This window comes from Acrocarpospora corrugata, assembly GCF_009687845.1.
Classification (GTDB): domain Bacteria; phylum Actinomycetota; class Actinomycetes; order Streptosporangiales; family Streptosporangiaceae; genus Acrocarpospora; species Acrocarpospora corrugata.
The window spans coordinates 66436-93149 of sequence record NZ_BLAD01000071.1 but is presented as its reverse complement, the minus strand read 5'-3'; the positions used below and the strand labels follow the sequence as shown (position 1 = coordinate 93149).

The 26714-nt window shown below is 70.9% G+C and carries 23 protein-coding genes and 2 pseudogenes; 15 read left to right on the top strand and 10 right to left on the bottom strand.

The features are described 5' to 3' along the window. A pseudogene (locus Acor_RS44735) lies at nucleotides 1–104 on the top strand (IS982 family transposase); the annotation flags it as partial. A 29-nt stretch (nucleotides 105–133) separates the two neighbouring features. Here Acor_RS44735 and typA read toward each other — a convergent pair. Continuing rightward, on the bottom strand, nucleotides 134–1987 hold the full coding sequence (gene typA / locus Acor_RS28575; RefSeq protein WP_155339852.1) for a translational GTPase TypA: 1854 nt from the start codon (nucleotides 1985–1987) through the stop codon (nucleotides 134–136). 207 nt (nucleotides 1988–2194) lie between these two features. Here typA and Acor_RS28570 point away from each other — a divergent pair, with 207 nt between their 5' ends. Further along, nucleotides 2195–2929, top strand: a complete 735-nt coding sequence (locus Acor_RS28570) for an alpha/beta hydrolase (RefSeq protein ID WP_155339863.1) — start codon at nucleotides 2195–2197, stop codon at nucleotides 2927–2929. A 104-nt stretch (nucleotides 2930–3033) separates the two neighbouring features. On the opposite strand, the gene Acor_RS28565 is transcribed toward Acor_RS28570, so the two are convergent. Beyond that, complete coding sequence (locus Acor_RS28565; protein ID WP_155339851.1) at nucleotides 3034–4470, bottom strand: aldehyde dehydrogenase; 1437 nt, start codon at nucleotides 4468–4470, stop codon at nucleotides 3034–3036. 239 nt (nucleotides 4471–4709) lie between these two features. On the opposite strand from Acor_RS28565, the gene Acor_RS28560 reads away from it, so the two are divergent. After that, the gene (locus tag Acor_RS28560; protein WP_246239211.1) at nucleotides 4710–5594 is read left to right on the top strand and encodes a coiled-coil domain-containing protein; all 885 of its coding nucleotides are present in this window, start codon (nucleotides 4710–4712) and stop codon (nucleotides 5592–5594) included. Here the strand turns inward: Acor_RS28560 and Acor_RS28555 are convergent. Further along, on the bottom strand, nucleotides 5583–6863 hold the full coding sequence (locus tag Acor_RS28555; protein ID WP_155339850.1) for a GH1 family beta-glucosidase: 1281 nt from the start codon (nucleotides 6861–6863) through the stop codon (nucleotides 5583–5585). The genes Acor_RS28560 and Acor_RS28555 overlap by 12 nt on opposite strands. A 67-nt stretch (nucleotides 6864–6930) precedes the next feature. Here Acor_RS28555 and Acor_RS28550 point away from each other — a divergent pair, with 67 nt between their 5' ends. The 3 genes from Acor_RS28550 to Acor_RS28540 all read left to right on the top strand — a co-directional run bounded on the left by Acor_RS28550 (nucleotide 6931) and on the right by Acor_RS28540 (nucleotide 9492). Continuing rightward, nucleotides 6931–7584, top strand: a complete 654-nt coding sequence (locus tag Acor_RS28550; RefSeq protein ID WP_155339849.1) for a TetR/AcrR family transcriptional regulator — start codon at nucleotides 6931–6933, stop codon at nucleotides 7582–7584. A 48-nt stretch (nucleotides 7585–7632) separates the two neighbouring features. After that, entirely contained in the window at nucleotides 7633–8010 is a 378-nt protein-coding gene (locus Acor_RS28545) for a MerR family transcriptional regulator (RefSeq protein ID WP_155339848.1), read from the top strand. A 63-nt stretch (nucleotides 8011–8073) separates the two neighbouring features. Further along, nucleotides 8074–9492: a peptidoglycan D,D-transpeptidase FtsI family protein gene (locus Acor_RS28540; protein WP_170317116.1), complete on the top strand. Its 1419-nt coding sequence runs from the start codon at nucleotides 8074–8076 to the stop codon at nucleotides 9490–9492. On the opposite strand, the gene Acor_RS28535 is transcribed toward Acor_RS28540, so the two are convergent. Then, nucleotides 9489–11420 carry an ABC transporter ATP-binding protein gene (locus Acor_RS28535; RefSeq protein WP_246239209.1) on the bottom strand — a complete coding sequence of 644 codons (1932 nt, stop codon included), beginning with the start codon at nucleotides 11418–11420 and terminating at the stop codon, nucleotides 9489–9491. The two genes, Acor_RS28540 and Acor_RS28535, sit on opposite strands and share 4 nt — an antisense overlap. A gap of 194 nt (nucleotides 11421–11614) precedes the next feature. Between Acor_RS28535 and Acor_RS28530 the strand changes: the two genes are divergently transcribed. The 3 genes from Acor_RS28530 (at nucleotide 11615) to Acor_RS28520 (ending at nucleotide 16604) form a co-directional block, all read left to right on the top strand. Beyond that, a complete protein-coding gene (locus Acor_RS28530) occupies nucleotides 11615–14032 on the top strand; it encodes an ATP-binding protein (RefSeq protein WP_155339846.1) in 2418 nt (805 codons plus the stop codon). A 416-nt stretch (nucleotides 14033–14448) separates the two neighbouring features. Beyond that, a complete protein-coding gene (locus Acor_RS28525; RefSeq protein WP_155339845.1) occupies nucleotides 14449–15258 on the top strand; it encodes an AMP-binding protein in 810 nt (269 codons plus the stop codon). Nucleotides 15259–15323: 65 nt separating this feature from the next. Continuing rightward, complete coding sequence (locus tag Acor_RS28520; protein ID WP_155339844.1) at nucleotides 15324–16604, top strand: ABC transporter substrate-binding protein; 1281 nt, start codon at nucleotides 15324–15326, stop codon at nucleotides 16602–16604. A gap of 36 nt (nucleotides 16605–16640) precedes the next feature. Here the strand turns inward: Acor_RS28520 and Acor_RS28515 are convergent, their stop codons facing one another. After that, nucleotides 16641–17612: an ArsR/SmtB family transcription factor gene (locus Acor_RS28515; protein ID WP_246239207.1), complete on the bottom strand. Its 972-nt coding sequence runs from the start codon at nucleotides 17610–17612 to the stop codon at nucleotides 16641–16643. Between the two features lie 81 nt (nucleotides 17613–17693). Here Acor_RS28515 and Acor_RS28510 point away from each other — a divergent pair, with 81 nt between their 5' ends. After that, complete coding sequence (locus Acor_RS28510) at nucleotides 17694–19028, top strand: MFS transporter (protein WP_155339859.1); 1335 nt, start codon at nucleotides 17694–17696, stop codon at nucleotides 19026–19028. Nucleotides 19029–19084: 56 nt separating this feature from the next. Here the strand turns inward: Acor_RS28510 and Acor_RS28505 are convergent, their stop codons facing one another. Further along, nucleotides 19085–20089 carry a LacI family DNA-binding transcriptional regulator gene (locus Acor_RS28505; RefSeq protein WP_155339858.1) on the bottom strand — a complete coding sequence of 335 codons (1005 nt, stop codon included), beginning with the start codon at nucleotides 20087–20089 and terminating at the stop codon, nucleotides 19085–19087. A 48-nt stretch (nucleotides 20090–20137) separates the two neighbouring features. Further along, nucleotides 20138–20917, bottom strand: a complete 780-nt coding sequence (locus tag Acor_RS28500) for an IclR family transcriptional regulator (protein ID WP_155339843.1) — start codon at nucleotides 20915–20917, stop codon at nucleotides 20138–20140. 156 nt (nucleotides 20918–21073) lie between these two features. Here Acor_RS28500 and Acor_RS28495 point away from each other — a divergent pair, with 156 nt between their 5' ends. Continuing rightward, nucleotides 21074–21826, top strand: a complete 753-nt coding sequence (locus Acor_RS28495) for an ABC transporter substrate-binding protein (RefSeq protein WP_155339842.1) — start codon at nucleotides 21074–21076, stop codon at nucleotides 21824–21826. A gap of 135 nt (nucleotides 21827–21961) precedes the next feature. Here the strand turns inward: Acor_RS28495 and Acor_RS28490 are convergent, their stop codons facing one another. Beyond that, nucleotides 21962–22198, bottom strand: coding sequence for a hypothetical protein (locus Acor_RS28490; RefSeq protein ID WP_155339841.1), 237 nt, complete (start codon nucleotides 22196–22198; stop codon nucleotides 21962–21964). Here Acor_RS28490 and Acor_RS46420 point away from each other — a divergent pair. The 4 genes and pseudogenes from Acor_RS46420 to Acor_RS28475 form a co-directional block, all read left to right on the top strand. Continuing rightward, nucleotides 22197–22666: pseudogene (locus tag Acor_RS46420) on the top strand (LLM class flavin-dependent oxidoreductase); the annotation flags it as partial. The gene Acor_RS28490 and the pseudogene Acor_RS46420 overlap by 2 nt on opposite strands. Nucleotides 22667–22748: 82 nt before the next feature. Next, entirely contained in the window at nucleotides 22749–23099 is a 351-nt protein-coding gene (locus Acor_RS44725; RefSeq protein ID WP_246239203.1) for an LLM class oxidoreductase, read from the top strand. A 151-nt stretch (nucleotides 23100–23250) separates the two neighbouring features. Next, nucleotides 23251–24429: a CynX/NimT family MFS transporter gene (locus tag Acor_RS28480; RefSeq protein WP_155339839.1), complete on the top strand. Its 1179-nt coding sequence runs from the start codon at nucleotides 23251–23253 to the stop codon at nucleotides 24427–24429. Between the two features lie 22 nt (nucleotides 24430–24451). After that, nucleotides 24452–25174: a (2Fe-2S)-binding protein gene (locus tag Acor_RS28475; RefSeq protein WP_155339838.1), complete on the top strand. Its 723-nt coding sequence runs from the start codon at nucleotides 24452–24454 to the stop codon at nucleotides 25172–25174. On the opposite strand, the gene Acor_RS28470 is transcribed toward Acor_RS28475, so the two are convergent. Both Acor_RS28470 and Acor_RS28465 read right to left on the bottom strand, forming a co-directional pair. After that, entirely contained in the window at nucleotides 25147–25680 is a 534-nt protein-coding gene (locus Acor_RS28470) for a cysteine dioxygenase (RefSeq protein ID WP_155339837.1), read from the bottom strand. The two genes, Acor_RS28475 and Acor_RS28470, sit on opposite strands and share 28 nt — an antisense overlap. Then, the gene (locus Acor_RS28465) at nucleotides 25677–26567 is read right to left on the bottom strand and encodes an amidohydrolase family protein (protein ID WP_155339836.1); all 891 of its coding nucleotides are present in this window, start codon (nucleotides 26565–26567) and stop codon (nucleotides 25677–25679) included. Before Acor_RS28465 ends, Acor_RS28470 begins: the two co-directional genes overlap by 4 nt. Nucleotides 26568–26714: the final 147 nt, after the last annotated feature.

Sequence of the window (26714 nt, the reverse complement as noted above, 5' to 3'; positions counted from 1 at the left end):
GCATCCGGGTCCTGTCCAAGATCCTCGCGTTGACCACTGTGATCTGGCACAACGACAAGACTGGCCAGCCGATCAAACGATCACTGACCGCCTACGACCACTAAGCGTGACCAGACCCCTTGGACTCATTCATCTAGTTGGCGCGCTTGGCGCGGGCCGTCGTCCGGGCCCGGGTGGAGCCGTCCAGCACGACCTTGCGGATCCGGACCGACTCCGGCGTGATCTCCACGCACTCGTCGTCCCTGATGAACTCCAGCGCCTGCTCCAGCGACAGCTGCCGCGGCGGGACCAGCGTCTCGGTCACGTCGGACGTGGACTGGCGCATGTTGGTGAGCTTCTTCTCCTTGGTGATGTTCACATCCATGTCGTCGGCGCGAGAGTTCTCCCCGACGATCATGCCCTCGTACACCTCGGTGGTCGGGCCGACGAACAGGATGCCGCGTTCCTGCAGGTTCGTCATCGCGAACGCGGTGACCGGGCCGGACCGGTCGGCCACCAGCGAGCCGTTGCCGCGGGTGCGCAGCTCGCCGAACCACGGCTCGTAGGAGTCGAAGACGTGGTGCACCAGGCCGGTGCCCCTGGTCTCGGTGAGGAACTCGGTCCTGAAGCCGATCAGGCCGCGGGCCGGGACCACGAACTCCATCCGGATCCAGCCGGTGCCGTGGTTGGTCATGTGCTCCATCCGGCCCTTGCGGACCGCCAGCAGCTGGGTGACCGCGCCCAGGTAATCCTCGGGGCAGTCCACGGTGAGGCGCTCGACGGGCTCGTGCTTCTTGCCGTCGATCTCCTTGGTGACCACCTGCGGCTTGCCGACGGTCAGCTCGTAGCCCTCCCGGCGCATCTGCTCGACCAGGATGGCCAGCGCCAGCTCGCCCCGGCCCTGGATCTCCCAGGTGTCCGGGCGTTCGGTCGGCAGGATGCGCAGCGACACGTTGCCGACCAGCTCGCGGTCCAGCCGGTCCTTCACCATCCGGGCGGTGACCTTGGAGCCCTTGACCCGGCCGACCAGGGGCGAGGTGTTGGTGCCGACGGTCATCGAGATGGCCGGCTCGTCCACCGTGATCAGCGGCAGCGGGCGCGGGTCCTCCGGGTCGGCCAGCGTCTCACCGATCATGATGTCGGGGATGCCGGCGATGGCGATGATGTCGCCGGGGCCCGCCTGGTCGGCCGGCTTGCGCTCCAGCGCGTCGGTCATCAGCAGTTCGGTGATCTTCACCCGCTGGATGGAGCCGTCGGTGCGGCACCAGGCCACCTGCTGGCCCTTCTTGATGGTGCCGTGGTGCACCCGGCAGAGCGCGATCCTGCCCAGGTAGCTGGAGGCGTCCAGGTTGGTGACGTGCGCCTGGAACGGCGCGGTCGGGTCATAGGTGGGGGCCGGGATGGTCTTGTAGATCGTCTCGAAGAGCGGCTCAAGGTCCTCGGAGTCGGGCATGCCGCCGTCGTCGGGGCGGTTCAGCGAGGCGCGGCCGGCCTTGGCCGAGGCGTACACGATCGGGAAGTCGATCTGCTCCTCGGTGGCGTCCAGATCGATGAAGAGCTCGTAGACCTCGTCCACGACCTCCTTGATCCGGGCGTCCGGCCGGTCCACCTTGTTGATGCACAGGATGACCGGCATCTTCGCGGCGAACGCCTTGCGCAGCACGAACCGGGTCTGCGGCAGCGGGCCCTCGGAGGCGTCCACCAGCAGCACCACGCCGTCCACCATGGACAGGCCGCGCTCGACCTCCCCGCCGAAGTCGGCGTGGCCGGGCGTGTCGATGATGTTGAGGGTGCGGCCGCCGTGCTTGACGGCGGTGTTCTTCGCGAGAATGGTGATGCCCTTCTCGCGCTCTAGGTCGTTGGAGTCCATGACTCGCTCGTCGACGTCCTGGTTGGCGCGGAACGCCCCGGACTGCCAGAGCATGGCGTCCACGAGTGTGGTCTTGCCATGGTCGACGTGCGCGATGATCGCGAGGTTCCGCAGGTCGTCGCGGCTGTTCAAAGGCATAGTGGAGTCTCGCTCTGGTTCGTCGGGGCTGTCGTCCGCGTCCCGGACTTTGCGACGAGACGCTCCTGCCGCGAGAGTGCGGCCTTCCCATTTTAGTTGATCCGTGTTACCACGATGCGCCCGGGAAACCCTGACCTACACAGGAGGCTGCATATAACCAGCCATCCGTAACCTGGAGGCGTGGTGATCGCTCCTGTTTTCGGCGCCATGCTGCGCACCTCCGACGGCGTCAGAATCGACGCCGGGCACCTGCCCGGGCCCACCGGGCACACCGGTGAGCTGGGCTTCGTCCTGGCCCACGGCTTCACCGGCTCCTGGCGCACGCCGATCACCCGCCGCATCGCGGCGGTCCTGGCCGGGTACGGCGGCGTGCTGGCCATCGACTTCCGCGGCCACGGCAGATCCGCCGGCCTGTCCACCGTCGGCGACCTGGAGGTCCTGGACCTGGACGCCGCCGTACGGCATGCCAGAACCGCATACCAGCGCGTGGTCACCGTGGGCTTCTCGATGGGCGCGGCGGTGGCCCTGCGGCACGCCGCGCTGCACGGCGGGGTGGCCGGCGTGGTCGCGGTGAGCGGCCCGGCCCGCTGGTACTACCGGGGCACCCGGCCGATGCGCCAGGTGCACTGGGCGATCGAGCACCCGGCCGGCCGGCTGGCGGCCCGGGTGGCCAAGCGGACCAGGATCGCGGTGGGCCGCTGGGACCCGATCCCGCTGGCTCCGTACCAGGCCGCGCCCCTGATCGCGCCCGTCCCGCTGCTGATCGTGCACGGGGACGCGGACACGTTCTTCCCCCTCGAACACGCGCACCAGCTGTACGAGGCCGCCCGCGAGCCCAGGGAACTCTGGGTCGAGCCGGGTTACGGTCACGCCGAGTCGGCCGCTACTCCGGATCTGATCCGCCGAATTGGTCGGTGGAGTACGCGAACCAAACCGGAATGACCGGCGTCTACCACAGGGGTGCGAAATTCCGCCCAGCGTCGCGGGGGCGCGCTGGGCGTGCCGCCGGCCCGGTACGGATACTCGTACCGGGCCGGCGGCAATAACTAACCGAGTCGCGCGATGCTCTTGTACTCCAGGTAGGCCGACAGGCCCTCGGGGCCGAGTTCCCGGCCGTAGCCGCTGGCCTTGTAGCCGCCGAACGGCGTGCCCGGATCCATAGTGTTCATCATGTTGACGCCATATGTTCCAGCGCGGACCTGCCGGGCCACGTCCATGCCGTGGTCGGCGTCGGCGGTCCAGACGCTGCCGGACAGGCCGTAGTCGCTGTCGTTGGCGATCCGGACGGCGTCCGCCTCGTCGTCGTACGGGATGACCGTGAGGACCGGGCCGAAGATCTCCTCGCGGGCGATCCGCATGTCGTTGCCGGCGTTGGCGAAGACGGTGGGGGAGACGTACCAGCCCCGGTCGAACGGGCGGTCCAGGCCGCCGACGACGGCCTTGGCGCCCTCGTCGAGGCCGATCCTGATGTAGCCCTCGACCCGCTCCTGCTGGCGTCTGGCCACCATCGGGCCGATCGCGGTGGTGGGGTCGCCGGGGTCGCCGACGGTCTGGCCGGTGACCATCTCGGCGACCGCCTGGACGACTTCGTCGTACCGGCCGCGGGAGGCCAGGATGCGGGTCTGGGCGACGCAGGCCTGGCCGCTGTTGAGCAGTGAGGCGATGGACAGGAAGCCCATCGCCGAGGGCAGGTCGCAGTCGTCCAGGATGATCGCGGCGGACTTGCCGCCGAGTTCCAGGCTGCAGCGTTTGAGCTGCTGGCCGCAGATGGCGCCGATCCGCCGCCCGGCGGCGGTGGAGCCGGTGAAGGCGACCTTGTCCACGCCGGGGTGGGAGACCAGGTGCTCGCCGGCCTCGCGGCCCGCCGCGACGATGCTGACCACGCCGTCCGGGATCCCGGCTTCCTTGATCATCTCACCGAGCAGGTACCCGTCCAGCGGGGTCTCCGGCGCGGGCTTGATCACGACCGTGCAGCCGGCCACCAGGGCGGGCGCGAGCTTGGTCATGATGACGAACTGCGGGACGTTCCACGGCACGACCGCGGCCACCACGCCGACCGGCTCGCGGCGCACGGTGACCGGGCCGAACAGGCCGGGGCGCTGGTCCTCGACCTCGAAGGTCTGGCCCAGCTCGGCGAAGTACTGCAGCATGCCGAGCGGCTGGGGGGCCTGGGCGAGCTGCGAGAAGGTGATGGGGGAGCCCATCTCCAGGGTGATGACGTCGGCGATCTCGGCCTGCCTGGCGGCGTAGATCTCGGCCAGCCTGGCCACCACGGCGGCCCGCTCCGGCATGGTCATCCGGGGCCAGGGACCGTGGTCGAAGGCCGCGCGGGCGGCGGCCACCGCGCGGTCCATGTCCGCCGGGGCGCCGTCGGGGACCCGGCCGACGATCTCCTCGGTGTGCGGGGAGATGACGTCGATCGTCCCGGTGCCCGCGGGGGTCACCCAGTCGCCCCCGATGAACAGCGTGTCGTGCTGGAGCATAAGGTCTGCCTCCCGCGCCTGCTTGAACGAGTGCTTGCTTGGACAGTCTTCTCGTTCGCGTCGGCCGGGACAACCCCTGTAACCGAATCATGTTCTGGCGTACCGGGGCAAGGGCGCCGGGCGTTGGCACGTCCCAAATTGGTAGATACTTCGTCAAAGGTGCACGAGTTCCCCCGTTCCGGTGGCAGCGAGCAAGATCGTCTTCTATAGTTTCGGTCCGGCATGGGAGGGGAGGACGGGTGCGACGCTGGTCGGGCTCTGCGCTGGTCGCAGTCGGTCTTGTCGGTCTGCTCGCGATGCCCTCCGCCGGGGCGGCCGAGCCGGATCGGCAGGCGGAACTGCGCAGGCTCACCAAAGAGGCCGCCGCGCTGTCCAAGGCGTACCGGGGCGAGATCGCCACCCTGGACGACACCCGCAAGGCCGCCGAGAAGGCCGACTCGCGGGTCAAGAAGCTCAAGGCCGACCTGATCAAGGCCGAGCAGAAGGTCGCGCAGTTCGCGCAGACCAGCTACATGAGCGGCGGGATCGACAGCGTGCAGATCTTCAGCATGCAGGCGGACCTGGGCTCGGTCTCCACCCTGGCCTACCTCACCGACGAGAAGACCGAGCGGCTCAACAGCGTGACCCGGCTGATCGCCGACCAGAAGAAGGCCGCCAAGGCGGCCGACCTGCGGGTCGCCCAGCTCAAGAAGGACATCAAGGAGCTCCAGGGCAAGCAGCGCCAGGTCGAGAAGCTGCTGGCCAAGTTCGGCTTCCAGACGCCGGACGCCGGCACCGGGCTCACCGCCCGGATGGTCTCCATCCGCAACCTGATCATGCAGAACTTCCCGATGCCGTTCGGGGTCGGCTGCTTCCGGGCCGGCGACTTCGGCGAGCACGGCAAGGGCCGGGCCTGCGACTTCATGATCAGCACCGGCGGGCGGATGCCGGACGCCTCCGCCAAGGCGCGCGGGGACGCGCTGGCCAAGTGGTGCGTGGCCAACGGGCAGCGGCTCGGGATCATGTACATCATCTGGCAGCAGAAGTACTACGACATCAGGACCGGGGCCGCGCCGAAGATGATGTCCAACCGGGGCAGCAACACGGCCAACCACTACGACCACGTGCACGTGTCAGTGCTCTGAGATCATCTTCTTGTACCAGTGGTAGGACGCCTTCGGGGTGCGGGCCTGGGTGTCGAAGTCCACATGCACGAGGCCGAAACGCTGGTGGTATCCCTCGGCCCACTCGAAGTTGTCCAGCAGCGACCAGGCGAAGTAGCCGCGCACGTCGACGCCCTCGGCCTGGGCCCGGCGCAGGGCGGCCAGGTGGCCGTCCAGGTAGTCGACACGGAACTGGTCGTCCAGGCCGTCATATGAGCAGCCGTTCTCGGTGACATAGATGGGCGGCAGGGCCGGGTAGCGCGCCTTGAGGGAGACCAGGAGTTCGCGCAGGCCGTCGGGGACCACCGGCCAGCCGAAGGCAGTGGCGGGGTATTCGGGGATGCCGGCGTCGTCGAACGGCAGCAGGTCGGTGCTGGGGGCGGCGACCCGGGTGGGGTTGTAGTAGTTGATCCCGAGCCCGTCGAGAGGCTGCGCGATCGTCTCCAGGTCACCGGGGCGCACCCCAGGCATCTCCTCCATCCCGAATGCCGAAATATCGGGATATGAGCCGGTGAGGATGGGGTCGTTGAAAAGGCGGTTGTGCAGGGTGTCGTACGCGTCGGCGGCGGCCAGATCCGCGGCCGACTTCGACGCGGCCCACACCGGCGAGCAGTTGTTGGTGACCATGACCTGCTCCGCCCCGGCCGCCCGCAGCGCCTGTGCGGCCAGCCCATGCCCGAGCAACTGATGATGGGCGACCGGCAGCGCCTCCAGGAACAGCGTCCGCCCCGGCGCGTGCGTCCCCAGCCCATACCCGAACACCATGTGAATGAACGGCTCGTTCAACGTGATCCACCACTTGACCCGATCGGCCAGCCGCTCCGCCACGATCCCCGCATAATCAGCGAAATATCCGGAAATATCGCGGTTCATCCAGCCGCCCTCGTCCTCCAGCGCCTGCGGCAGATCCCAGTGGAACAGCGTCAACGCCGGCGCGATCCCCTTCGCGCACAGCCCGTCCACCAGCCGATCGTAGAAATCCAGCCCCCTGCCGTTCACCGCCCCCCGCCCGGCCGGCTGGATCCTCGGCCACGCCACCGAGAACCGGTACGCGTTGACCCCCGCCGCCGCCATCAACTCGACGTCCTCGGCCCACCGGTGGTAGTGATCGCAGGCCACGTCGCCCGTCTGCCCGTCCCGCACCTTCCCCGGCTGGTGCGCGAAGGTGTCCCAGATCGAGGGCCCGCGCTCGTCCTCGGTGACCGCGCCTTCGATCTGGTAGGCGGCGGTAGCCGTACCCCAGAGGAACATCGAGCCTCCCAATGTGAGTGCAACTCATGTTAACGCGACCGCAATCGAACAGGTAGAGAATGGACCAATGACAAACGCCGCCGCCGGAACGCTGCGCCGTCGCCCGGCCCAGCGCCGCAGCCTGGAACGCGTCGAGCGCATGCTCGACGAGTGCGCCCTGCTCCTGGACGAGGTCGGGTACGAGGCGCTCACGACCAAGGAGGTGGCCCGCCGTGCCGAGGTTCCCATCGGCACCTTCTACCAGTTCTTCCCCGACAAGCAAGGGCTGGTCCGCGCGCTCGCGCTGCGCAACCTGGACGCGTTCCTTGACCGGATGGCGGCCAGGCTCGGCGCGACCCAGCTCAGGGACTGGACCGACGCCGTCGACCTGAGCATCGACGAGTTCGTCCGGATGAAGCGCACCACGCCCGGCTTCGGGGTGGTCGACTTCGGCGAGGTGCTGGCCGCCCCCGGCGGGCCCGCGCTCCCCGGCACCCAGCGCATGCTGGACGCGGCCCTGGAGAACAACGTCGTGGTCGCCGACCGGCTCCGCTCGCTCATGATCGAACTGCTCGGCGCGCCCGGCAGCGACGAACTCGCCCGCGCCTTCGTGGTGGCCGTGGAAGCCGCCGACGCGGTGCTCAAACTGGCCTTCCGGGTGCATCCGGAGGGCGACTCCGAGCTGATCGCCGAGTGCAAGCGCCTGGTCCGCCGCTATCTGTCCGCGCATCTCACCGAGTAGGGCGGCCACCTTGACCTGGAGCCCACTCCAGGTGCCAGGATCGGGGGTATGGCCGTATACACACCGGGGCAGGTCTCCGAGGAGACCGGCTTCACGCTGGACACCCTCCGCTACTACGAGCGGATCGGGCTGCTCGGCAACGTCGGACGCAACGCCGCGGGGCAGCGCCGCTTCACCGAGGGTGACGTCGGCTGGCTGGGCATGATCCGCTGCCTGCGCGACACCGGCATGCCGATCGCCGAGATGCTCCGCTTCGCCGAGCTGGTACGGCAGGGCGACCACACCGTCGGCGACCGGATCGAACTCCTCGAATCCCACGACGAGGGCGTCGAACGCCAGATCGCCCAGCTGCGCCGCCGGCAGAGCGCGATCCAGAACAAGATCCAGTACTACAAGGACGTGATGTCCATCCCGCAAGGCGTCTAACCGGCCTTTGCCCCCGCTTTCCGTGCCGCCTGTTACACCAGACATGTGGCCGGACCTCGACGTATGAACATCCCGCTGCGACAGGTCGCGTCGGTCAGCGGCATGATGCTGTTCGCCCTGCTCGCCAACGCGACCTACATCGAGGTGTTCCGCTCCCCCTCGCTCGGCACCGACGTGCGCAACCAGCGCACGATGATCGCCAAGTTCAACACCTCCAGGGGCGACCTGCTGCTCCGCGACGGCACCGTGCTCGCCACCAGCCGCGAGGTCCGCGGCCGGTACCGCTACCAGCGGGTCTACCCGCAGGGCCCGATGTACGCGCCGGTCACCGGCTTCATCTCGCTCTACCGGGACACCGGCGTCGAGCAGGCCGAGGACCCGGCCCTGTCCGGCGCCGACCCCCGGGTCAAGGTCCGCACCCTGCTCAAGGACACCTCCCGGGGTGCGTCGGTCACCCTGACCATCGACCCCCGGGCCCAGCGCGCCGCCTACGAGGGCCTGCGCGACACCGGCAAGCGCGGCGCGGTCGTCGCGCTCGACCCGGCCACCGGGGCGATCCTGGCCCTGGTCTCGTTCCCGACCTACGACCCGAACGACTTCGCCACCTTCGACCCGGTCCGGCTGGCCCACGTCGACAAGGAACTCCAGGCCGATCCGTCCAGGCCGCTGCTCAACCGGGCGACCAGCCAGAACTACCCGCCCGGCTCGGCGTTCAAGGTGGTCACCGCCGCCGCCGCGCTGGACGCCGGCAAGTACGCCCCCGGCACCGCGATCACCGCGCCGCCCCGGCTCCGGCTGCCCGGCAGCAGCGTGCTGCTCCGCAACGCGCGCGACGAGGACTGCGGCGGCGGCACGCCGACCCTGGCCACGGCGTTCCAGCTGTCCTGCAACACCGCGTTCGCCACCCTCGGCCTGAGCCTCGGCCAGGACGCGCTGCGCCGCCAGGCCGCCGCCTTCGGGTTCGGCGACGACGGGCTGACCGTGCCGCTGGCGGTCGCGGCCAGCCGGTATCCGGACGGCATGGACCGGGCGCAGACCGCGATGTCGGCCATCGGGCAGTTCGACGACCGGGCGACGCCGCTGGGGATCGCCCTGCTGTCGGCGGCGGTGGCCAACGGCGGGATGCTGATGCGGCCCTACCTGGTGGACGAGATCCGGCTGACCGACGGCACGATGGTGAGCCTGACCAACCCGGAGGAGTACCGGGAGACCATGCCGATCTCGGTGGCCGAGCAGCTCACCGAGATGATGGTCGGGGTGACCCGGCCGGGCGGGACCGGCACGGCCGCCGCCATCCCCGGCATCGACGTCGCCGCCAAGACCGGCACCGCCGAGAACGACGGCCCCGACCACGCCGTCTTCACCGCCTTCGCCCCCGCCGCCCGGCCCCGGGTGGCGGTCGGCGTCCTGGTCGAGCACGGCGGCTTCGGCGGCGAGGTGGCCGCGCCCATCGCCAAGGCCGTCATCGAAGCCCTGCTTTAGCGGCTGTAAGCGCGGGCCTGCAAGTTGTACAGATCCGCGTAGATACCCTCCCGGTCGAGCAGTTCGTCGTGGGTGCCCTGTTCGACCACCAGGCCGTGGTCCAGCACGTAGATCCGGTCGGCGTGCCGGACGCTGGCCAGCCGGTGCGTGATGAGCAGCACGGTCCGGCCGTCCGAATGCCGCTGGATGCGCTCGAACAGGGCGTGCTCGGCCCGGGCGTCCAGCGCGGCCGTCGGCTCGTCGCAGATCAGCAGCGGCGCGTCCCGGTAGAAGCCGCGGGCCACCGCGATCCGCTGCCACTGGCCGCCGGACAGCTCCTGGCCGTCCTTGAACCGGCGGTCCAGCAGCGTGCGGTACCCGTGCGGCAGTTCGGCGATCACCTCGTCCGCCCCGGCCACCCCGGCCGCCCTGACCACCGTGTCCTCGCCCTTCTCCAGGCCCATGGTGATGTTGTGGCGGGCGGTCAGCGGCCACCGGGTGTGGTCCTGGGCGATCACCGCGATGTTGCCCCTGAGCAGATGCGGCTCCACCTCGGCCAGATCGGTGCCGTCCCAGAGCACCCGGCCGCCGTCCGGCGCGTACAGTCCCGCCAGGATCTTGGACAGGGTGGTCTTGCCTGAGCCGTTCTCGCCGACCAGCGCGATCACCTCGCCCCGGTCGATGTGGATGGACACCCCGTTCAGCGCCGGGGTGTCCTTGCCCGGGTAGGTGAAGGTGACCTCGTCCACGGTGAGCCGGTCGAACCCGGCCGGCGGCCGGCCCCGCTCGCCGGTGGGCTCCTGCTCGTTGCTCTCGCAGAAGTCGACGAAGTCGGTGAAGTAGAGGCCGTTCTCGTACAGCTGGTTGACCGCGAACAGCAGGCGGGACAGCGAGCTCTGGCCGGAGCGCACGGCCAGCACCGCGGTGCCCGCCACCGCCAGCGGCACCGAGCCGGTGGCCAGCAGCAGGCCGAGCGCGAGGTAGACCAGGGCGGCGCCCAGGCCGCCGAGCGCCTCGCCGACCAGCCGGGCCGTCGCCTGCCGCCGGGCCAGCGTGACCATGACGTCCTGCTCGGTCCTGGCCACCAGGTCGTAGACGCGGAGCAGGAAGCCGCGCATGGTGAAGGAGCGCACCTCGGCGGCGGTGTCCCGGTCGGCGAGCAGCTCGCTGATGATCCATTTGCGCCGGTAGGTGGGCAGCAGGGAGAGCATCGTCCCGTACCGCATCCTGGCCGAACGGACGGCGGCCCAGGCGTCCGGCAGGACCGCGACCACCAGCAGCGGCAGCAGGATCGGGTGCAGCACGCCGAGCACGCCGCCGGCGGCGAGCAGGCTGATCCCGGCGGTCAGCACGTCGATGGCGGAGCCGACCACCGAGTCGGAGGAGTTCACGCCGCGGTTGCGGGCCCGCTGCAGCGCGTCGTGGAAGTCGGGGTCGTCGAACCTGATCAGCTCGACCTTGCTGGTCAGCCCATAGAGCCGCTCCTCGGCGATCCGGGTGACCTGAGGCTCCAGCCGGGCCTGGGCCCAGCCGGCGCCGGCCTGGAGCAGGGTGCGCAGCACCGCCGCCGCGCCCACCACCAGCAGGCCGGGCAGCGCCGCGCGGACCCGGTCGGGGGTGGGGCCCGAGGCGAACAGGGCTTCCAGCACGCCGGTGGTGGCCAGCAGGCCGAACGCGGTGAAGACCCCGGCGAGCAGGTTGAGCACGATGGTCGCGACCGTGTCGCGCGGGCTGGCCTCCCAGGCCATCCGGACCGCCTGGCCGATCAGCGCGGGCAGCCGCCTGGCGATGGTGAGGAAGCCGACGCCGCTCATGGTGTCGTCGTGCGCGTGCCAGTTGTGGGTGGTCATATCGGAAAAATCCGGCAGGTCATCGATCCTGCCCTGGTCCGGTTCTGTGCCCGGATCTGCGTCCCGTTCCCGGTTCCCGTCGAGGGGGGTGGTCGCCATCTCGTCAGTGTGTCCGCCGCCACCGACAATTCGCCATCACTTTTCCCGGCGATCCCGCTGGCGGTCCGGCAATGAAACTCGGTTGCGTCTGGGCAGCTTCCCGTAGTTGGTGTAACACTTCCTGTGACGGATGCCGCCGTTGACCCCGAGGGCCGATGATTCAGACTTCATACGCGACGCACTCGATGACGCACGTGGGAAATCTTCCGCTGGAGCCGAACGCCTTCGTGGGCCGGGAACCGGACGTGGCGGAACTCGTTCAGCTGATGATGGCCACCCGGGTGGTGACGCTGTGCGGCATGGGCGGGATCGGCAAGAGCAGACTGGCCCTGCGGGTCGCCGCCGAACTGGCCCGCGACCTGCCGGAAGGCGCCTGGCTGGTCGACTTCCCCGAGGGCACCCCGCCGGACGAGGTGGTCCGCAGGACCGCCGCGATCCTGCGGGTGGAGGGGGAGCCGAAGCGGTCGCTGCGGGACACCGTGGCCGAGGTGCTGGCCGGGCGGAAGATGCTGCTCCTGCTGGACAACTGCGAGACCGTGGTGGACGAGTGCGCCCGGCTGGTCCGGCGGCTGACCGAAGCCTGCCCCGAGGTCCGGGTGCTGGCCACCAGCAGGGAGCCGCTGCGGGTGCCCGGCGAGACGGTCTGGCGGGTGCCGCCGCTGATGCTGCCAGGTTCCGCCGAGCTCGCCGCGGTGCGCGACTCCGAGGCCGGGCGGCTGTTCTGGGCCAGGGCCGCCGCCGCGGCCCCCGGCTTCGCGCTGACCGAGGCCAACGCCGCCGTGGTGGCCCGGCTCTGCCGCGACCTGGACGGCCTGCCGCTGGCGCTGGAACTGGCCGCCGGGATGACCAGGGTGCTGTCGGTGCCGCAGATCGTCGCCCGGCTCGGCGACCGCTTCCACCTGCTGGCGGCCGGCGACCGGACCGCGCCGCCGCGCCAGCGCACCCTCCGGGCCACCGTGGACTGGAGCTACCAGCTGCTCGCTGACCCGGAACGGCTGCTGTTGCGCCGGGCCACCACGTTCCGGGCCGGCTGGACCCTCGACATGGCCGAGCGGATCTGCTCGGGCGACGGCCTGTGGCCGCACGACGTGCTCGTGCACCTGACCGCCCTGGTGGACAAGTCCCTGGTCGTGGTGGACGGCGAACTCGCCGGCGAGGCCCGCTACCGGCTGCTGGACACCATCCGGCAGTACGCCACCGAGCAGCTCGACGCCGCCGGTGAGGAACCCGACCTGCGCCGCCGCCACCGGGACTACTTCTGCCACCTGGGCGCGGACTGGGAGCACGCCACCCGGGGCGTGCCGTGGCCGGAGATGAAACGCCGGGTCGACCGGCTTGAGCGGCTTCAGGGCGATCTGCGCGGCGCGGTGGAATGGTCGCTCGCGGTCGGGGAGCCGGAGCCAATCCTGCAGGCCCTGGTCGAGATGCGGTGGGCGCTGATCGGCGCGGGCCGCTACCAGAAGCAGATGATCTCCTGGCTGGACGGGCTGCTCGCGATCGCCTCCCCGAAGCTCTCCCCGGCCACCCACGGCCGGGCGCTGATCCTGGGCGCCAACCTGGCGGTCAACTCCGGCGACCTGGCCGGAGCCAGGAGCCGCGCCCTGCGCGGAGTCGAGCTCTGCCGGACCGGCGGGCACCGGGGCGGCGAGGCGCTGGGCCTGATGGTGCTGGCCATAACCGACCAGGACGACCCGATCGACGCCCCGGAGAAGCGGCTCGACCAGGCCGTCACCATCGCCGTCGAGATCGGCGAGCGGCTGCTTGAGGCGGAGGCGCACGGGTTCCGCGCCTTCATGGCGCTGGGCCAGGGCAGGATCAGGGAGGCCCAGCGGGCCAGCGAGCGGGTCGTCGCGCTCACCACCGAACTCGACAACCACCTGGGCATGGTGATCGGCCTGACCGGCCTGGCCCAGGCCGCCAGGAAACGCGGCGACCTGGCCGCCGCCCGCCTGCACTTCACCCGCGCGATGGAGCTGCTGCGCGGCTTCGACGCCCGGCAGTCGCTGATCAGCTGCCTGGCCGGGCTCGGCACGGTCGCGCTGGAGAGCGGCGACCTGGAGGAGGCCAGGCGCCGCTTCGACGAGGCGCTGCGGCTCGGCCGGGACGCCGGGCTGCGGATGGAGACGGCCCGGCGGCTCGCCTCCTTCGCCCTGCTTTCGGTCCGCGAGGGCGAACTGCGGCGGGCGGTCCTGCTGGCCGCAGCCTCCGCCGCCCAGCGCCCGTCCGCGGGGTCGCGGCTGGAGAACGTGCTCGCGCCCGCCAGGGACGGGCTCGGCGAGGCCACCGTCGCCGCCCTCTGGGCCGAAGGGCTCGGCCTCACCTTCGACCAGGCGGTCACGCTGGCCCTGGCCGAGAGCGTGCCAGGGCCGCAGACCGCCCGGCCGGTGGTCCAGCCCGCCGCGCTGACCCCGCAGAGCACGCTCACCGCCAGGGAACTGGAGATCGCCGGCCTGATCGCCCGCGGCCTGAGCAACCGGGGCATCGCCGACGAACTCGTGATCAGTCAGGCCACCGTCGCCCGGCACGTCGCCAACATCCTGGCCAAGCTCGGCTTCACCTCGCGCACCCAGGTCGCGACCTGGGTGGTCGAGCACGCCCGGCCGGATGTGTAGCCGCCCGCCTCCGCCGCCTACACATGATCAGCCGGTGCGAATACACCGTCCAGTGGACATTCGTGTGGATGTGACCTCCGGCCTGGCGGCCTAATTTTGCGGATGTGAACGGCCGGATCCCCGGCCGTCACCGGCACCGGCCGGAGGGAAGCAGTCAGGGCCGGTACGCAGGCGGATGCCTTCCGCGAAAGCCGTCCGGCAGGGGGCATCTGGACACGCCGCGTGCTCCGTCCAGTCGGTTCAGGTCACCTCGGAGGGGTGGAGACCGGGGCCGAGGGGCCCGCGGCCGCGGGCTCGGGTCGCGCAGGACCCGGGCCCGCCCCGTCGTCGTTCATGGTGTTTGGGGAAGGACTACACATGCGACTACACACATATGCGGATCCGCAGGCGGGCCTTCGGCCCGTAACGTCCTGACCATGGAGTCGACGACTCATCCGCTGGGCGGCGCGGTCACCCAGGCCGTCTTCGGCGGCGCGCACGAGCGGGGGGATCGCCCGGCGCTGGTCGATCTGGGCGACGGCGCGGTGCTCAGCTACCGCGCGCTGGCCGGCACGGTGACCGGGGCCGCCTCCGGCCTGGTCCGGCGCGGGGCCAGGATCGGGCAGGTGGCGGGCGTGCTGGTGGACGGCGTGGCCGCCCAGCTGACCGCCCTGCACACGGTGATCGCGGCCGGGGGCGCGGCCCTGCCGCTCTGCACCGCCGACGCGGCGGCGCTGCTGCGCTGGGACGCCCGGCTGCTGTTCACCACCCAGAAGCTGGCCCCGGCCGCGGTCGAGGCCGCCGATCACTCCCGGGTCCGCCAGGTCGTCTCGTTCGGCCCGGCCGTGGACACGATCGAGTTCGGCGCGCTGCTCGCCCTGGAACCGGTTCCGCTGCCCCGGATCTGCCCGGTCGAGGGACAAGCCCTGATCACCGAGGAGGACCGGCTCAGCCACGAGGTCTTCCTGGCCGCGATGCGCCGCCTGGACGCCGGGGTCGGCCTGGTCGGCTCGGACGTCGTGCTGGTCACCTGGCCGGCGGGGCCAGGCGCCGAGCTCGCCCTGCTGGCCAGCCTCGCCTTCAGCCGGGGCGCGCTGGTGGTGGCCCGGCCCGGTCTGCCCTCCGTCGAACTGCCCGGCACCCTGCACGATTTCGGGGTCACCGTCACCGCCCTGCTGGACGAGCGTGACCGCCGGATCATTCGGCGAATAGGTGACCCCTATATTCCGGGGCGTGATCCGCACTAGCCTTGGCGCGGGACCGTGAACGGTGGCTTCATCAGACCCCTTCACCTCCCCGAAAGGATGTTGCGATGAGACGACGGTGGCTGCTGGCCGTCGCGGTTTCCTTAACCGGGCTGCTGACTCTTACGGCGTGCGCGAGCGGGGAGGGCGCGGAGACCGGTGAGACGGCGGATGCCAAGGTCGAGGTCTACTCCTGGTGGTCGGGTCTTGGCGAGGCCGACGGCCTGAACGCGATGCGGGCCATCTTCGAGCGCGACAACCCCGGCCAGAAGTTCGTCGACGCCGCCGTCGCGGGCGGCTCCGGCGACCAGGCCCGCGCGCTGCTCGCCAGCAAACTCCAGGCCAACCAGCCGCCGGACACCTTCCAGGGGCACGCAGGAGCGGAGCTGCAGGGCTACATCAAGGCGGGCAAACTGGAGCCGCTGAACTTCCTCTACGACGAGCTCAAGCTGGCGGAGGTCTTCCCTGAGCAGCTGATCGAGCAGATCACGGTGCAGGGCAAGATCTACTCGGTGCCGGTCAACATCCACCGGTCCAACATGCTCTGGTTCAACCCGGCGGTGCTGCGGGAGGCCGGGGTCAGCGGCGCGCCCGCGACGATCCCCGCGTTCGTCGCCGACCTGAAGAAGGTCAAGGCGGCCGGGAAGATCCCGCTGTCCATCGGCCCGCAGTGGACCGTGGTGCACCTGCTGGAGAGCGTGCTGCTCGGCTCGCTCGGACCGGAGGCGTACAACCGGCTGTGGAGCGCCCAGGCCGACTGGACCAGCCCGGCCGTGACCCGGGCGCTGACCGACTTCCAGACCATCCTGTCGTACGCGGGCGAGCCCGTGGCCGACTGGCAGCCCGCCGCCAAGCAGGTCGCGGACGGGCAGGCCGCCTTCAACATCATGGGCGACTGGGCCTACGGCTACTTCCACAACCCGCCCGGCGGCGGCCTCGGCAAGGTCTCCAAGACCGACTTCGGCTGGGCCCCCGCGCCCGGCACCGACGGCACCTTCATGTGGCTGTCGGACAGCTTCACGCTGCCCAAGGGCGCCCCGAACCGGGACGGCGCGGTGGCCTGGCTCAAGGTGGCGGCCAGCAAGGAGGGCCAGGACGCGTTCAACCCGCTGAAGGGCTCCATCCCGGCCCGCAAGGACGCCGACAAGGCCCTGTACCAGGACTATCTGGAGTGGGACCTGGCCGAGTGGGCGAACAGCAAGCTGGCCGGTTCGATCCAGCACGGCGTGGTCGCCAACGACGACTGGCGGGTCGCGATCAACGAGGCGGTCGGCCTGTTCCAGCAGGAGCCGGACGTCGCCAAGCTCCAGGAGGCACTCGCCGACGCCGCCAAGAACAGCGGTCAGTGAGCCTGACCATCGCCGTCGAGTTGCCGAGCGTCACGCTCAGGGGCTGACCAGCGCGTCCCCGAGCGGGGTGCGGTGGTAGCGGACCGTGCGGCCGGTCCTGGTGCCGGTGATCAGTCCGGCCGCGCGCAGCGCGGAGATGTGGTCGCCGGTGGCGCCGAGGCTGAGGGTGAGCCGGGCGGCCAGCTGGGAGGTGGTGGCCGGGATCGCCAGCTCCAGCAGCAGGCGCGCCCTGGACCGGCCGATCAGCCGGGTCAGCGCGGCCGGGGTGGCCGGGGCCGCCGGGATCGCCGTGCCTCTGGCCGGGTAGACCACCGCGTAGGGCCAGGAGTCCTCCAGGTAGGGGATCACCGCGGGCGAGAACGCGCTCGGCAGGAACAGCAGGCCGCGGCCGTTGAGCCGGTAGTGCTCTGGCTCGCCCCGCCGGCGGATCTCGATCGCGTCCTCCCGCCAGGCGATCTTGGGGTTGAGGTCGTCCAGCGCCGCCGCCCAGCCGTAGGTGGCCAGCCGGCCGGCCCGCTGCACGACGTCGCGTTCGAGGATGGCGTGGAATCTCGGCCAGTCCGGCGCGACGATCTCCCGCCAGGCCAGTTCCAGCCCGTCGGCGAGCGCGCCGACCACGTCCGGGCTGTCCAGGATGGCCATCACCGCGTCGGCTGGGCGGGGGACGCCGTCCAGGTTGCGGGCGATCTCGGCGCGGGCCTGGGCGAGCGGGGTCGCCCTGATCCGCTCGATCTCCACCGCGAACGGGACGTTCACGCCGGTGGGCGGGGGCGCCACGAAGTCCGCGTTGTATCCGTTGTGGCGCATCAGCGCACGCAGGGCGCTCAGTTCGGGATGGGCCGCCACCAGAGCCCGGTACGGCTCCCGCGCCCGCTCCGCCCACGGCCGCAGCGCGCCGGAGGGCTGCTGCCCGGACACCACCCAGAGCGCGTGCATGGTCTCCACCACCGGCGAGATCGCGAACCGGCTGGCGGCGATGTCCTGCGGGCTGACCTCGATCCGGATCATCAACCTCTACCTTTCGGATATTTCCGAAATATTAGCCAGGGGTGGGCGGGGGTCCGGAGGATCTCCCCTCGGAGGTGCGTGATGGTGGTGGAGGGCGTCGCCGAGCGTGGGGCGACATTTCGTGAAGTGTTCTTGGTGGCCGAGTTCCGGGTGCTGTTCGCAGGTCAGCTGCTGATGGTGCTCGGGGACTCGGTGAAGATGCTCGCCGTGTCCGTCCTGGTGTACGCGCAGACCGGGTCGCCCGGATTGTCGGCCGCCGCGTACATGATCGGGTTCCTGCCGCACGCGGTCGGCGGAGTCTTCCTGCTCTCCCTCGCCGACCGGCTGAAACCCCGGCCCGTCATGGTGGCGGGGGAGCTCCTGCGGGTCGCCGTCTGCCTGGTGCTGGCCTTCGCCGGGCTGGGGGTGTGGGCGATGCTGGCGGTGGTCCTGGCCACCAGCGTGCCCGTGTCGATCTTCGCGGCGGCCCGCAACGCCGTCCTGCCCGAGGTGCTGGCCGGGGACGGCTTCGTGCTCGGCCGCGCCATCTTCACCATGACCTCGGCCGGCGCCCAGATCGCCGGCATGGCGGTCGGCGGCGGCCTGCTCGCCCTGGTCGGGCCCAACCACGCACTGCTCTTCACCGCGATCCTGTCCGGCGCGGGCGCACTGGTGCTCCGCCTGGGCCTACGGGACCGCCCCGCCCGCGCGACGGCCGCCAGGGTGGCTGGGGAAGCTGGGGGCTCGCTGGAGGCCGGGGCGGCTGGGGAGACCGGGGAAGCCGGGGGGTCACTGGAGGCCGGAGCGGTTGGGGAGCCCGAGACGGCTGGGGAGACCGGGGGCTCAGTGAAGCCCGGGGCAGACGGGGTGGTTCGTGCCAGTCTGCGGGTGAACCGGGCGCTCCTCGCTGACCGGCGGATCCGTGGGCTGCTGCTGGCCGGGTGGGTGCCGATCACGTTCATGGTGGGTGCGGAGGCGGTGTTCATCCCGTACTTCACCGCTCAGGGGACGGCGTCGGCGGCCGGGGTCGTGCTGGCCGTGACCGCCGCGGGGATGGGGGTCGGTGAGTTCGTGGTCGGCCGGTTCGCCCGGCCCGCCCTGCGCGAGCGGCTGACCCTGCCGCTGGTCGTGCTCCTCGGCCTGCCGCTGCTCGGGTTCCTCGCCCGGCCGGGCGTCGTGGTCGCCGCCGGGCTGGCGTTCCTGGCCGGGTGCGCGCTCGCCTACAACCTGGGGTTGCAGCGCAGGTTCGTCGACGCCGTGCCCGCCGGCAACCTCGGCCAGGCGTTCGGCCTGATGACCGCGGGGATGATGACCTGCCAGGCACTGGGCGGCATGCTCGTCGGCGGCTTGGCCGAACTGGCCGGGCCCGCCCCGGCCATCGCCCTCGCCGGCGTGGCCGTGCTGCTCTCCGCGGTCGCCCTGCGCAAGCACCTCTAGACCTGCGCAAACTCCGCTGGACCTGCGCGAGTATCGCTGGACCTGCGCGAGTATCGCTAGAACAGCCGGAACGTTCCTTCCCCGGAGCCGCGCACGATCAGGTGGGTCGGCAGTTCGCGGCGCTGGGCGGGTTCCTTGTTGCCGGACAGGCGGCTGAACAGCAGGTCGGCGGCGGCCCGGCCGAGTTCGGCCGGATGCTGCGAGACCACCGTGATGCCCAGCAGGTCGGCCAGTTCGAAGTCGTCGAACCCGACCAGCGCGACCGGTGCGGCCAGTTCAGCCGGGTCGGTCAGCGCCCGCAGCGCCCGCAGGGTGGCCACGGTCGTCCGGCTGTTGCCGGTGAACAGCGCGGTCGGCGGCTCGGCCAGCCTCAGCAGGCGCGTCACGTCGGCCAGGACCCGGGCGGGCTCCGGCGGGCCCATCGCGACCAGCGCCGGATCGTAGGGCAGGCCCGCCCTGGTGAGGGCCTGGCGGTAGCCGTACCAGCGCTGGGTGGCGGTGAAGATGGACGGCGCGTCGGCGATGAACCCGACCCGGCGGTGGCCGTGCGCGATCAGGTGCGCCACCCCGGTCCTGGCCCCGCCCGCGTTGTCGCAGAGCACGGTGTCCAGGTCCCGCCCCGAGCCGGACGGGCGGTCGGCGAAGACGGCGGAGACGCCCGCGTCCAGTTCGGGGGAGAGGTACTGGTGGTCGGCCCCGGCCGGGACGATCACCAGGCCGTCCACCCGGCGGGCGCAGAAGGCCAGCACCAGCTCGCGTTCCCTGGCCGGGTCCTCGCTGGAGGAGCCGGTGAACATCAGGAACCCGTGCCGCAGCGCCACGTCCTCGACGGCGCGGCTGAGGCCGGAGTAAAAGGGGTCGGCGGCGTCCTCGATGACCAGGCCGATGCTGGCGGTCCGGCCGCGGCGCAGCGTTCTGGCGCTGTCGTTGCGGCGGTAGCCGAGCCGGTCGATGGCGGCTCTGACCCGGTCGGCGGTGGCCGGGTGCACCCCCGGCTCGGCGTTGACCACGCGCGAGACCGTCTTCAGTGCGACGCCCGCTGCTGCGGCCACGTCATTCATGGTCGGGCGTCCCACCCCCCGATCGTAAACGAGCGGCGTTGTCACACGTCAGGGCGTGGCTTCCCGGCTGGAGGCGGCGTGCAGGTCGGCCTCGATCCTGGCCGCGGTGGCCAGCAGCGGCGGCAGCAGGTCGCGGCGGGCCGACTCCAGCGTGGTCCGGCTGGCGTGCGAGGACAGGTTGACGGCGGCCACCGCCCGCCCGGCCCGGTTCCGGATCGGCGCGGCGATCGACCGCAGCCCCTCCTCCAGCTCCTGGTCGACCATCGCCCAGCCCTGGGCGCGGACCCGGTCGAGTTCGCCGCGCAGCGTGACCGGCGAGGTGACTGTGCGCTGGGTGAGCCGTTCCAGCCGGTGCCGCTCCAGGAACTCGTCCAGGTCGGCGGCGGGCAGCCCGGCCAGCAGGACCCGGCCCATCGAGGTGCAGTGCGCCGGAAACCTGGTGCCGATCGCGATGGTCACCCGCATGATCCGGGTGGTCGGCACCCGGGCCACGTAGACCACGTCGCCGTCGTCCAGCACCGACACCGAGGCGGACTCGTGCACCTCGGCGACCAGCCGTTCCAGGTGCGGCAGCGCCACCTCGGGCAGCGACAGGCTGGACAGGTACGCGTACCCGAGTTCGAGCACGCGCGGCGACAGCGAGAACAGCCGGCCGTCGGTCCTGACGTAGCCGAGGTCGACGAGGGTGAGCAGGAATCGGCGCGCCGCGGCGCGGGTGAGGTCGGTCTTGCGGGCGACGTCGCTCAGCGTCAGCTCGGGCGTGGTCGCGTCGAACGCGCGGATCACCGCCAGGCCGCGGGCCAGCGACTGAACGTACTCCTCAGCCATGATGCCGCAACTCTAGCGTCTCCCCCTCCACGCCTTTACGAACACTTATTCAGCATGCGCACCCGATACCACGCCCGTCGTTGACTGTGGTTGGCCGCTGGGCCTACGTTCTCTGCGAGAACTCTCGTTCGTATGACGAACTTCTGGAGTTGACCCATGCGACGTCCCCTCCTGCTCGCCGTCCTGCTGCTCGCCGGGGCCTGCGGCATCGCCGATCCCGCCGCACCGGAGGGTGCCAAGGACCAGGTCAACGCCGGCGTCATCGCCATCGTGGACACCGCGCCGATCTACCTCGGCAAGGCCAAGGGCTTCTTCGGCAAGCGGGACATCGACCTCACCATCACCCCCATGCAGAGCGGCGCGGCCAGCATCTCCGGCGTGGTGGCCCGCCAGTTCCAGTTCGCGTTCGCCAACATCACCTCGCTGCTCACCGCCAGGGAGCAGGGCCTGCCGCTCAAGGCCGTGGCCAACGGCGTGAACTCCACCGGCCAGGTGGGCAAGGACTTCAGCGCCGTCCTGGTCAAGAGCGACAACCCGATCCGGTCCGCCGCCGACCTGCCGGGCCGGACCGTCTCGGTGAACCAGCTCAGGAACATCGGCGACACCACCATCAGGGCCGCCGTCCGCAAGGCCGACGCCGACCCGGCCACGATCGAGTTCGTCGAACTGGCCTTCCCCGACGCCCCGGCCGCGCTGCTGAACGGCCGGGTGGAGGCGATCTGGGTGGTCGAGCCCTTCGTCAGCCAGGCCCTCGCGCAGGGCGCCCGCCCGGTCGCCTGGAACTTCGCGGAAGCCACCCCCGACCTGACCGTGTCCATGTACTTCACCGGCACCGACACCGACCCCGACCTGGTCAGACGGTTCGCCGCCGCGATGAACGAGTCGCTGGAGTACGCCCAAAAACCCTGATCGTCGGCCTGCAGGCCATGCGGCGCTTCCGCGGCGACGGCGAGCTGATGCCGGATCTACCCGATGATCCGGGCCGGCCTGAGTCCGGCCGGGGCGTCAGCGTAGAACGAGGCCGTCGAGGAGGGTGTCGATCGCCTACACCCTGCTCTCCGGGCTGTCCGTGGTGAGGGTCATGCGGATGAACACGGCGATGTCCGCGACGGTGATGCCGGGACGGAGCCCACCGGCCTCCCGCAGCCGGGATGTGGCCGGGCCGACCACACTCTCGATCAGTCGCTGTGCGTGCTCCCCGGCGCGACCGCCGGCGTTGGCCAGGCGGGAGTGATACTCCCGTTTCTGGAGAACCCCGTCGTAGGAGAGAGCTGAGCGCATGGAGATCGGACTGTCGAGCTACGGTGCCGGGCCGATCCCGGAACTCCTGACCGAGATTGAGAGCGCGGCGGCGAACGGTTTCTCCCGTTTCTGGCTCGGAGAGCACGGCGGATGGGATCCGCTGACGGTGTTCTCCGCGCTGGGAGACCGCGCGCCGGGCATCGAGGTGGCCACGTCGGTCGTGGGGACCTACCCGCGGCATCCTCTCGCGCTGGCCGCCCAGGCGCTGACCACGCAAGCCGCCACCGGGGGCGGCTCACGCTCGGCGTAGGTCCGAGCCACGCGCCGGTCGTCGAAAGTCGGTACGGGCTGACCTGGCAGCCGCCCGTGCCGTACACCCGGGAGATCTTGGACGTGCTCGGCCCGGTCCTGCGGGGCGAGCAGGTGGAAGTACGGGGCCGGACGGTCACCGCGGTCGGTGGTGTCGACGCGCCCGCCGTGACCCCGCCGTCCCTGCTGCTGGCCGCGAACGGGCCTCGCATGCTCGCGCTCGCGGGCGAACGGGCCGACGGCGCGCTCGCGATGTGGGCGACGCCCCGGTTCCTCGGCGATGTCATGGTCCTGCCGTCACCAGCGCGGCGGCGGGCGAGCGGCGCCGCGCATCGCCGTCGGGCTGCTCGTGTCCGTGACCTCCGACGTGGCCGGAGCACGGGAAGGCGTCAGCGCGAACTTCCGCCAGGCCGCGACGCTGCCCACCTTCCGCGCTCTGCTCGACCGGCAGGGTTCCTCGGGACCGCAGGACACCCTGGTCGCCGGCGACGAAGCCGCTGTCGAGAAGGCGGCAGGCCGTTTCACCGACGCGGGGGCGACCGAGCTGATCGTCTTCCCGGTCGGATCCACCGACGACCAAGCCCGCACGGTCGCGCTCTTCGCCGACCTCGCCAGCAGAGGCCGCGGCTAACGGCCCTCCACTCAGGTCGTGTCACCAGGGGCGAAGGAACTGTGAGTAACCGGGAACTCCCGGGCGGCTTGACACAAGAGTCCTTAGCGAGCACCCGGCGTGCTCGCCGGATGCCGGTTCTGACCAGGTTGGGCGCTAAAGTCTGGTGCTCATGAGACGTCCCGGCTGGTTGCTCCTGATAGCCGGGTTCGTGCTGGCCGCGCTGAATTTGCGCCCCGCGCTCGCCGGGCTGTCCCCGCTGCTCGGCGAGATCATGGACGATCTCGCGCTCGGTCCCGCGGCGGGTGGGGCGATCACCACGGTCATGGTGGTCTGCCTCGGTTTGCTCGGACCGGTCGCGCCGGTCCTGTCCACCCGGTTCGGCCTTGACCGGGCGCTGCTGGTCGGCCTGGCGGTGCTCGCCGCGGGCGCGGTGCTGCGCAGTTCGGACGGCCTGTTCGGCCTGTACGGCGGCGCCGTCCTGGTCGGCACCGCCATCGCGATCATGAACGTGGTCATGCCGGGCCTGGTCAAACAGCACTTCCCCACCAAGATCGGCCTGTTCACCGGCCTCTACGTCTCCTGCCTCGTCACCGGCGCGGCCACCGCCTCCGCGATCGCGGTCCCCCTGGCGGACCAGTACGGCTGGCGCATCGCGGCCGGCTCGACCGCCCTGCTGGCCGTGCTCGCCGCCCTGGTCTGGATCCCGCAGGCGGCCCGCCCGGTCCCGGTCGCCCCCACCGGCCCCCGCCCGTTCCGCCGCCTGCTCCGCAGCCGCGTGACCTGGTACGTCACCTTGTTCATGGGCTTCCAGTCCATGTCCTTCTACATCATGCTGGCCTGGCTGCCGACCATCTTCCAGGACGCCGGCCTACCCGCCGACCAGGCCGGCTACCTGCTCAGCCTGACCAACCTGATGCAGATCGCGGCCACCCTGTCGGTCCCGATCCTGGCGGGCCGGGTTCGCTCCCAGGCGCCGCACGTGACGGCCGCGGCCGTGCTCACCGTCGCCGGATATCTCGGCGTCCTGCTGGCCCCGGCCACGCTGCCGTGGCTCTGGATGAGCATTCTCGGCGTCGGCCAGGGCGCGTCGATCGCGCTGGCGCTGCTGATCATCACGCTGCGCGCCCCCGACCCCGCCTCGGTGACCGCGCTCTCGGCCATCGCCCAGTCCTGCGGCTACCTGCTGGCCGCGCTCGGCCCTTTCGTGATCGGCCTGCTCAACCAGCTCACCGGCGGCTGGACCTGGCCGCTGGTGGCGGGGCTGGGTGTCTGCGTGATCCAGCTGGTGTTCGGGCTGATCGCGGGCCGCCCTGTCGAGACCGCCAGGGCAGAGGCTACGATTAGGTAAGGCTTACCTAAAGGAGTACCTCGTGCTGGCCGAGCTCACTGCCACTCTGGAGAAAGCCGCGGCCGAGCGGGACGGGATCCTCGGCGTGCTGCCTGGCCTGGTGGCGAGCGGTCCCGGCTGGATTCCGGCGCGGGAGCTGACGCGGGAGCCGTACCAGGCGCTGGCGGGGTTCGTGGACGAGGCGGCCGAACTGTACGGCGCGCCGCGGCATGTGGCGGCGGCCGTGTGGTGGAAGACCTACGGCTACTGGCACACGCTGCCGATGGCGCTCGGCTGGGCGGTGAACCGGCGGGTGCCGCTGATGCGGCTGGAGCACACCCTGGTGCGGCCGTCCGACGCGGGTGTGACGATCGCGGCCACCGAGATCACGGTGGCCGTCGAACCCGGGGATCCCATCGCGGGATCCCCGGGGACGGTGGTCAGTGACGATCTCGGCGCGACGATCAGGGCCGCGCTGATGGACGGCCATCAGCCGCTGATCGAGGCGCTCACCAAGCTGACCCGGCTCGGGCGGCGGAACCTGTGGGGGTCCACCGCTGAGGCGTTCGTTGGTCCGTTGATGGAGGACGGCCCCTACCAGCGAGCGGCCGACCTGTTACGAGCGATCGGCCGCCCGGTGGACGGCCTGATCGAACCGCACGAGGACGGTTACCGACGGCGAACCTGCTGCCTGTGGGTAACCCTCCCCGACGAGGAAGCCTGCTCCACCTGCTGCCTTCAGAGCGGGCGCAGTTCGTCCGCGTAACTGACCGATTGGCGGCGCATCATCCCGTCGCCACTGATCGAATACTGCCCAAGACGCCATAACGGCGGCGAATACGCATGGATCGAAACGCTGCCGTGCTCCGCGCCAGTGAGCCGATGGATGTGATCGGGCCCGAAGTTGAACGACTCGCCCGCGCTGACCGTTGTCTCCAGGTGCTCGCCGCCGATCCGCGGATTGCACTCGGTCAGCACCCCGCTGACCACCCGGACCGCGCCCGACGAGATGTCGTGATCGTGCCAGCCCGTGTCGTCCTCGGGCCGCCAGCAGAGCAGCCACACGTCCACGTACGCGTCCCGGTAGAGCGAGGCGTAGTGCCGTCCGCCGTCCGCCGTGCCGTCGAAGGCGAGGTGTTCCTCCCACAACTCTGGTTGGGCGGCCAGCTCGTTGACGAGGGCGGAGAGTTCGCGCCGGTCCAGCGCCCGGGCAGGCAGGTCCTCCAGTGGAGCCGGACATGGTCGAGGCACCGGGATAGTGGGCGTGCTCATGAGGGCGACTCCTTTCGGGACAGCAGTCGGGCCGGGTTGGCCACCTGGATGGCGTGGCGGGCGGCGTCGCCGAAGTCCAGCGACGCCGATTCGGCGTAGGGCAGGTCGGAACCGTTCACGACCACGTCGATGCCGAGTTCGCGGATGACGGCGTCGATGGCGCGCGGGCCGTAGGAGGACGTCTCGACGAAGACGCCGGAGTCCACCAGCCCGCGGCCGGAGCCGCCGCGGTTGATCTGCCGCTCGGAGTGCAGCGGGGCGAGCCCGGCCAGCAGCGAGAAGCAGACTTTGAGGTCCGGGTGGCGGGGCCGCCCGAAAGCTTGGAACGCGTACCAGGACGCGTGCATCTGCTGCACGTACGGGACCACGGCGGGCCACCAGGCGGGGGTGCCGGGGCTGGTCGCGGGGCCGGGGTGCACGAACAGGGGGAGGCCGCGCGCGGCCAGTTCGTCGAGGAGAGGGGCCACGTTCGTCAGGCCGGCCTCGTCGGCGATGGCCGTCGCGGGGAGTTGCAGGCCGGCGAAGCCCGCGTCGAGGGTGCGCGCCAGCCGTACCGAATCGATATCGGTTACCGGAGCCGACGCCCAGGCCAGGAACGGCGGGGGGAGGGCTGCGGCGCCAGTGTGGAAGGCGTCGATGAGGGGCCAGGCTTCGGCGGGCGGGAGGTGCTCGATGCCGAGCGGGCTGGACAGCGAGACGAGCGCGAGGTCAAGGGCGGCGTTGCGTTTCACCCGGAGGTCGACGTCGTGGTCGTCGGGATTGACCTGGTAGGGGGGCTCGACGTCGAGCAGCAGGGTCCAGCCGTCCAGATACGGCGGCTCGGTTCTGGCGCGCAGCGCGTCGATGAACGAGGACGGCCAGATGTGCTGGTGCACGTCGACGCCCATCTCGCCTCCTCGATAACCCCTATTCCCGACTGACATTACAGGGTATGCGCACCTGAATGGAACACTCATGAGGTTAAACGGTTCACTGATACGCTTCAGTGAACCGTTTCACCCCTTTTGTGTCAAGGAGCAGGCGTAGGCTGATCT

Coding starts and splice junctions, on each gene's coding strand:
- typA (WP_155339852.1), bottom strand. CDS start 1,987: ATGCCTTTGAACAGCCGCGACGACCTGCGGAACCTCGCGATCATCGCG.
- Acor_RS28570 (WP_155339863.1), top strand. CDS start 2,195: ATGCTGCGCACCTCCGACGGCGTCAGAATCGACGCCGGGCACCTGCCC.
- Acor_RS28565 (WP_155339851.1), bottom strand. CDS start 4,470: ATGCTCCAGCACGACACGCTGTTCATCGGGGGCGACTGGGTGACCCCC.
- Acor_RS28555 (WP_155339850.1), bottom strand. CDS start 6,863: ATGTTCCTCTGGGGTACGGCTACCGCCGCCTACCAGATCGAAGGCGCG.
- Acor_RS28550 (WP_155339849.1), top strand. CDS start 6,931: ATGACAAACGCCGCCGCCGGAACGCTGCGCCGTCGCCCGGCCCAGCGC.
- Acor_RS28545 (WP_155339848.1), top strand. CDS start 7,633: ATGGCCGTATACACACCGGGGCAGGTCTCCGAGGAGACCGGCTTCACG.
- Acor_RS28540 (WP_170317116.1), top strand. CDS start 8,074: ATGAACATCCCGCTGCGACAGGTCGCGTCGGTCAGCGGCATGATGCTG.
- Acor_RS28535 (WP_246239209.1), bottom strand. CDS start 11,420: ATGGCGACCACCCCCCTCGACGGGAACCGGGAACGGGACGCAGATCCG.
- Acor_RS28525 (WP_155339845.1), top strand. CDS start 14,449: ATGGAGTCGACGACTCATCCGCTGGGCGGCGCGGTCACCCAGGCCGTC.
- Acor_RS28520 (WP_155339844.1), top strand. CDS start 15,324: ATGAGACGACGGTGGCTGCTGGCCGTCGCGGTTTCCTTAACCGGGCTG.
- Acor_RS28515 (WP_246239207.1), bottom strand. CDS start 17,612: ATGATCCGGATCGAGGTCAGCCCGCAGGACATCGCCGCCAGCCGGTTC.
- Acor_RS28510 (WP_155339859.1), top strand. CDS start 17,694: ATGGTGGTGGAGGGCGTCGCCGAGCGTGGGGCGACATTTCGTGAAGTG.
- Acor_RS28505 (WP_155339858.1), bottom strand. CDS start 20,089: ATGAATGACGTGGCCGCAGCAGCGGGCGTCGCACTGAAGACGGTCTCG.
- Acor_RS28500 (WP_155339843.1), bottom strand. CDS start 20,917: ATGGCTGAGGAGTACGTTCAGTCGCTGGCCCGCGGCCTGGCGGTGATC.
- Acor_RS28495 (WP_155339842.1), top strand. CDS start 21,074: ATGCGACGTCCCCTCCTGCTCGCCGTCCTGCTGCTCGCCGGGGCCTGC.
- Acor_RS28490 (WP_155339841.1), bottom strand. CDS start 22,198: ATGCGCTCAGCTCTCTCCTACGACGGGGTTCTCCAGAAACGGGAGTAT.
- Acor_RS44725 (WP_246239203.1), top strand. CDS start 22,749: ATGTCATGGTCCTGCCGTCACCAGCGCGGCGGCGGGCGAGCGGCGCCG.
- Acor_RS28480 (WP_155339839.1), top strand. CDS start 23,251: ATGAGACGTCCCGGCTGGTTGCTCCTGATAGCCGGGTTCGTGCTGGCC.
- Acor_RS28470 (WP_155339837.1), bottom strand. CDS start 25,680: ATGAGCACGCCCACTATCCCGGTGCCTCGACCATGTCCGGCTCCACTG.
- Acor_RS28465 (WP_155339836.1), bottom strand. CDS start 26,567: ATGGGCGTCGACGTGCACCAGCACATCTGGCCGTCCTCGTTCATCGAC.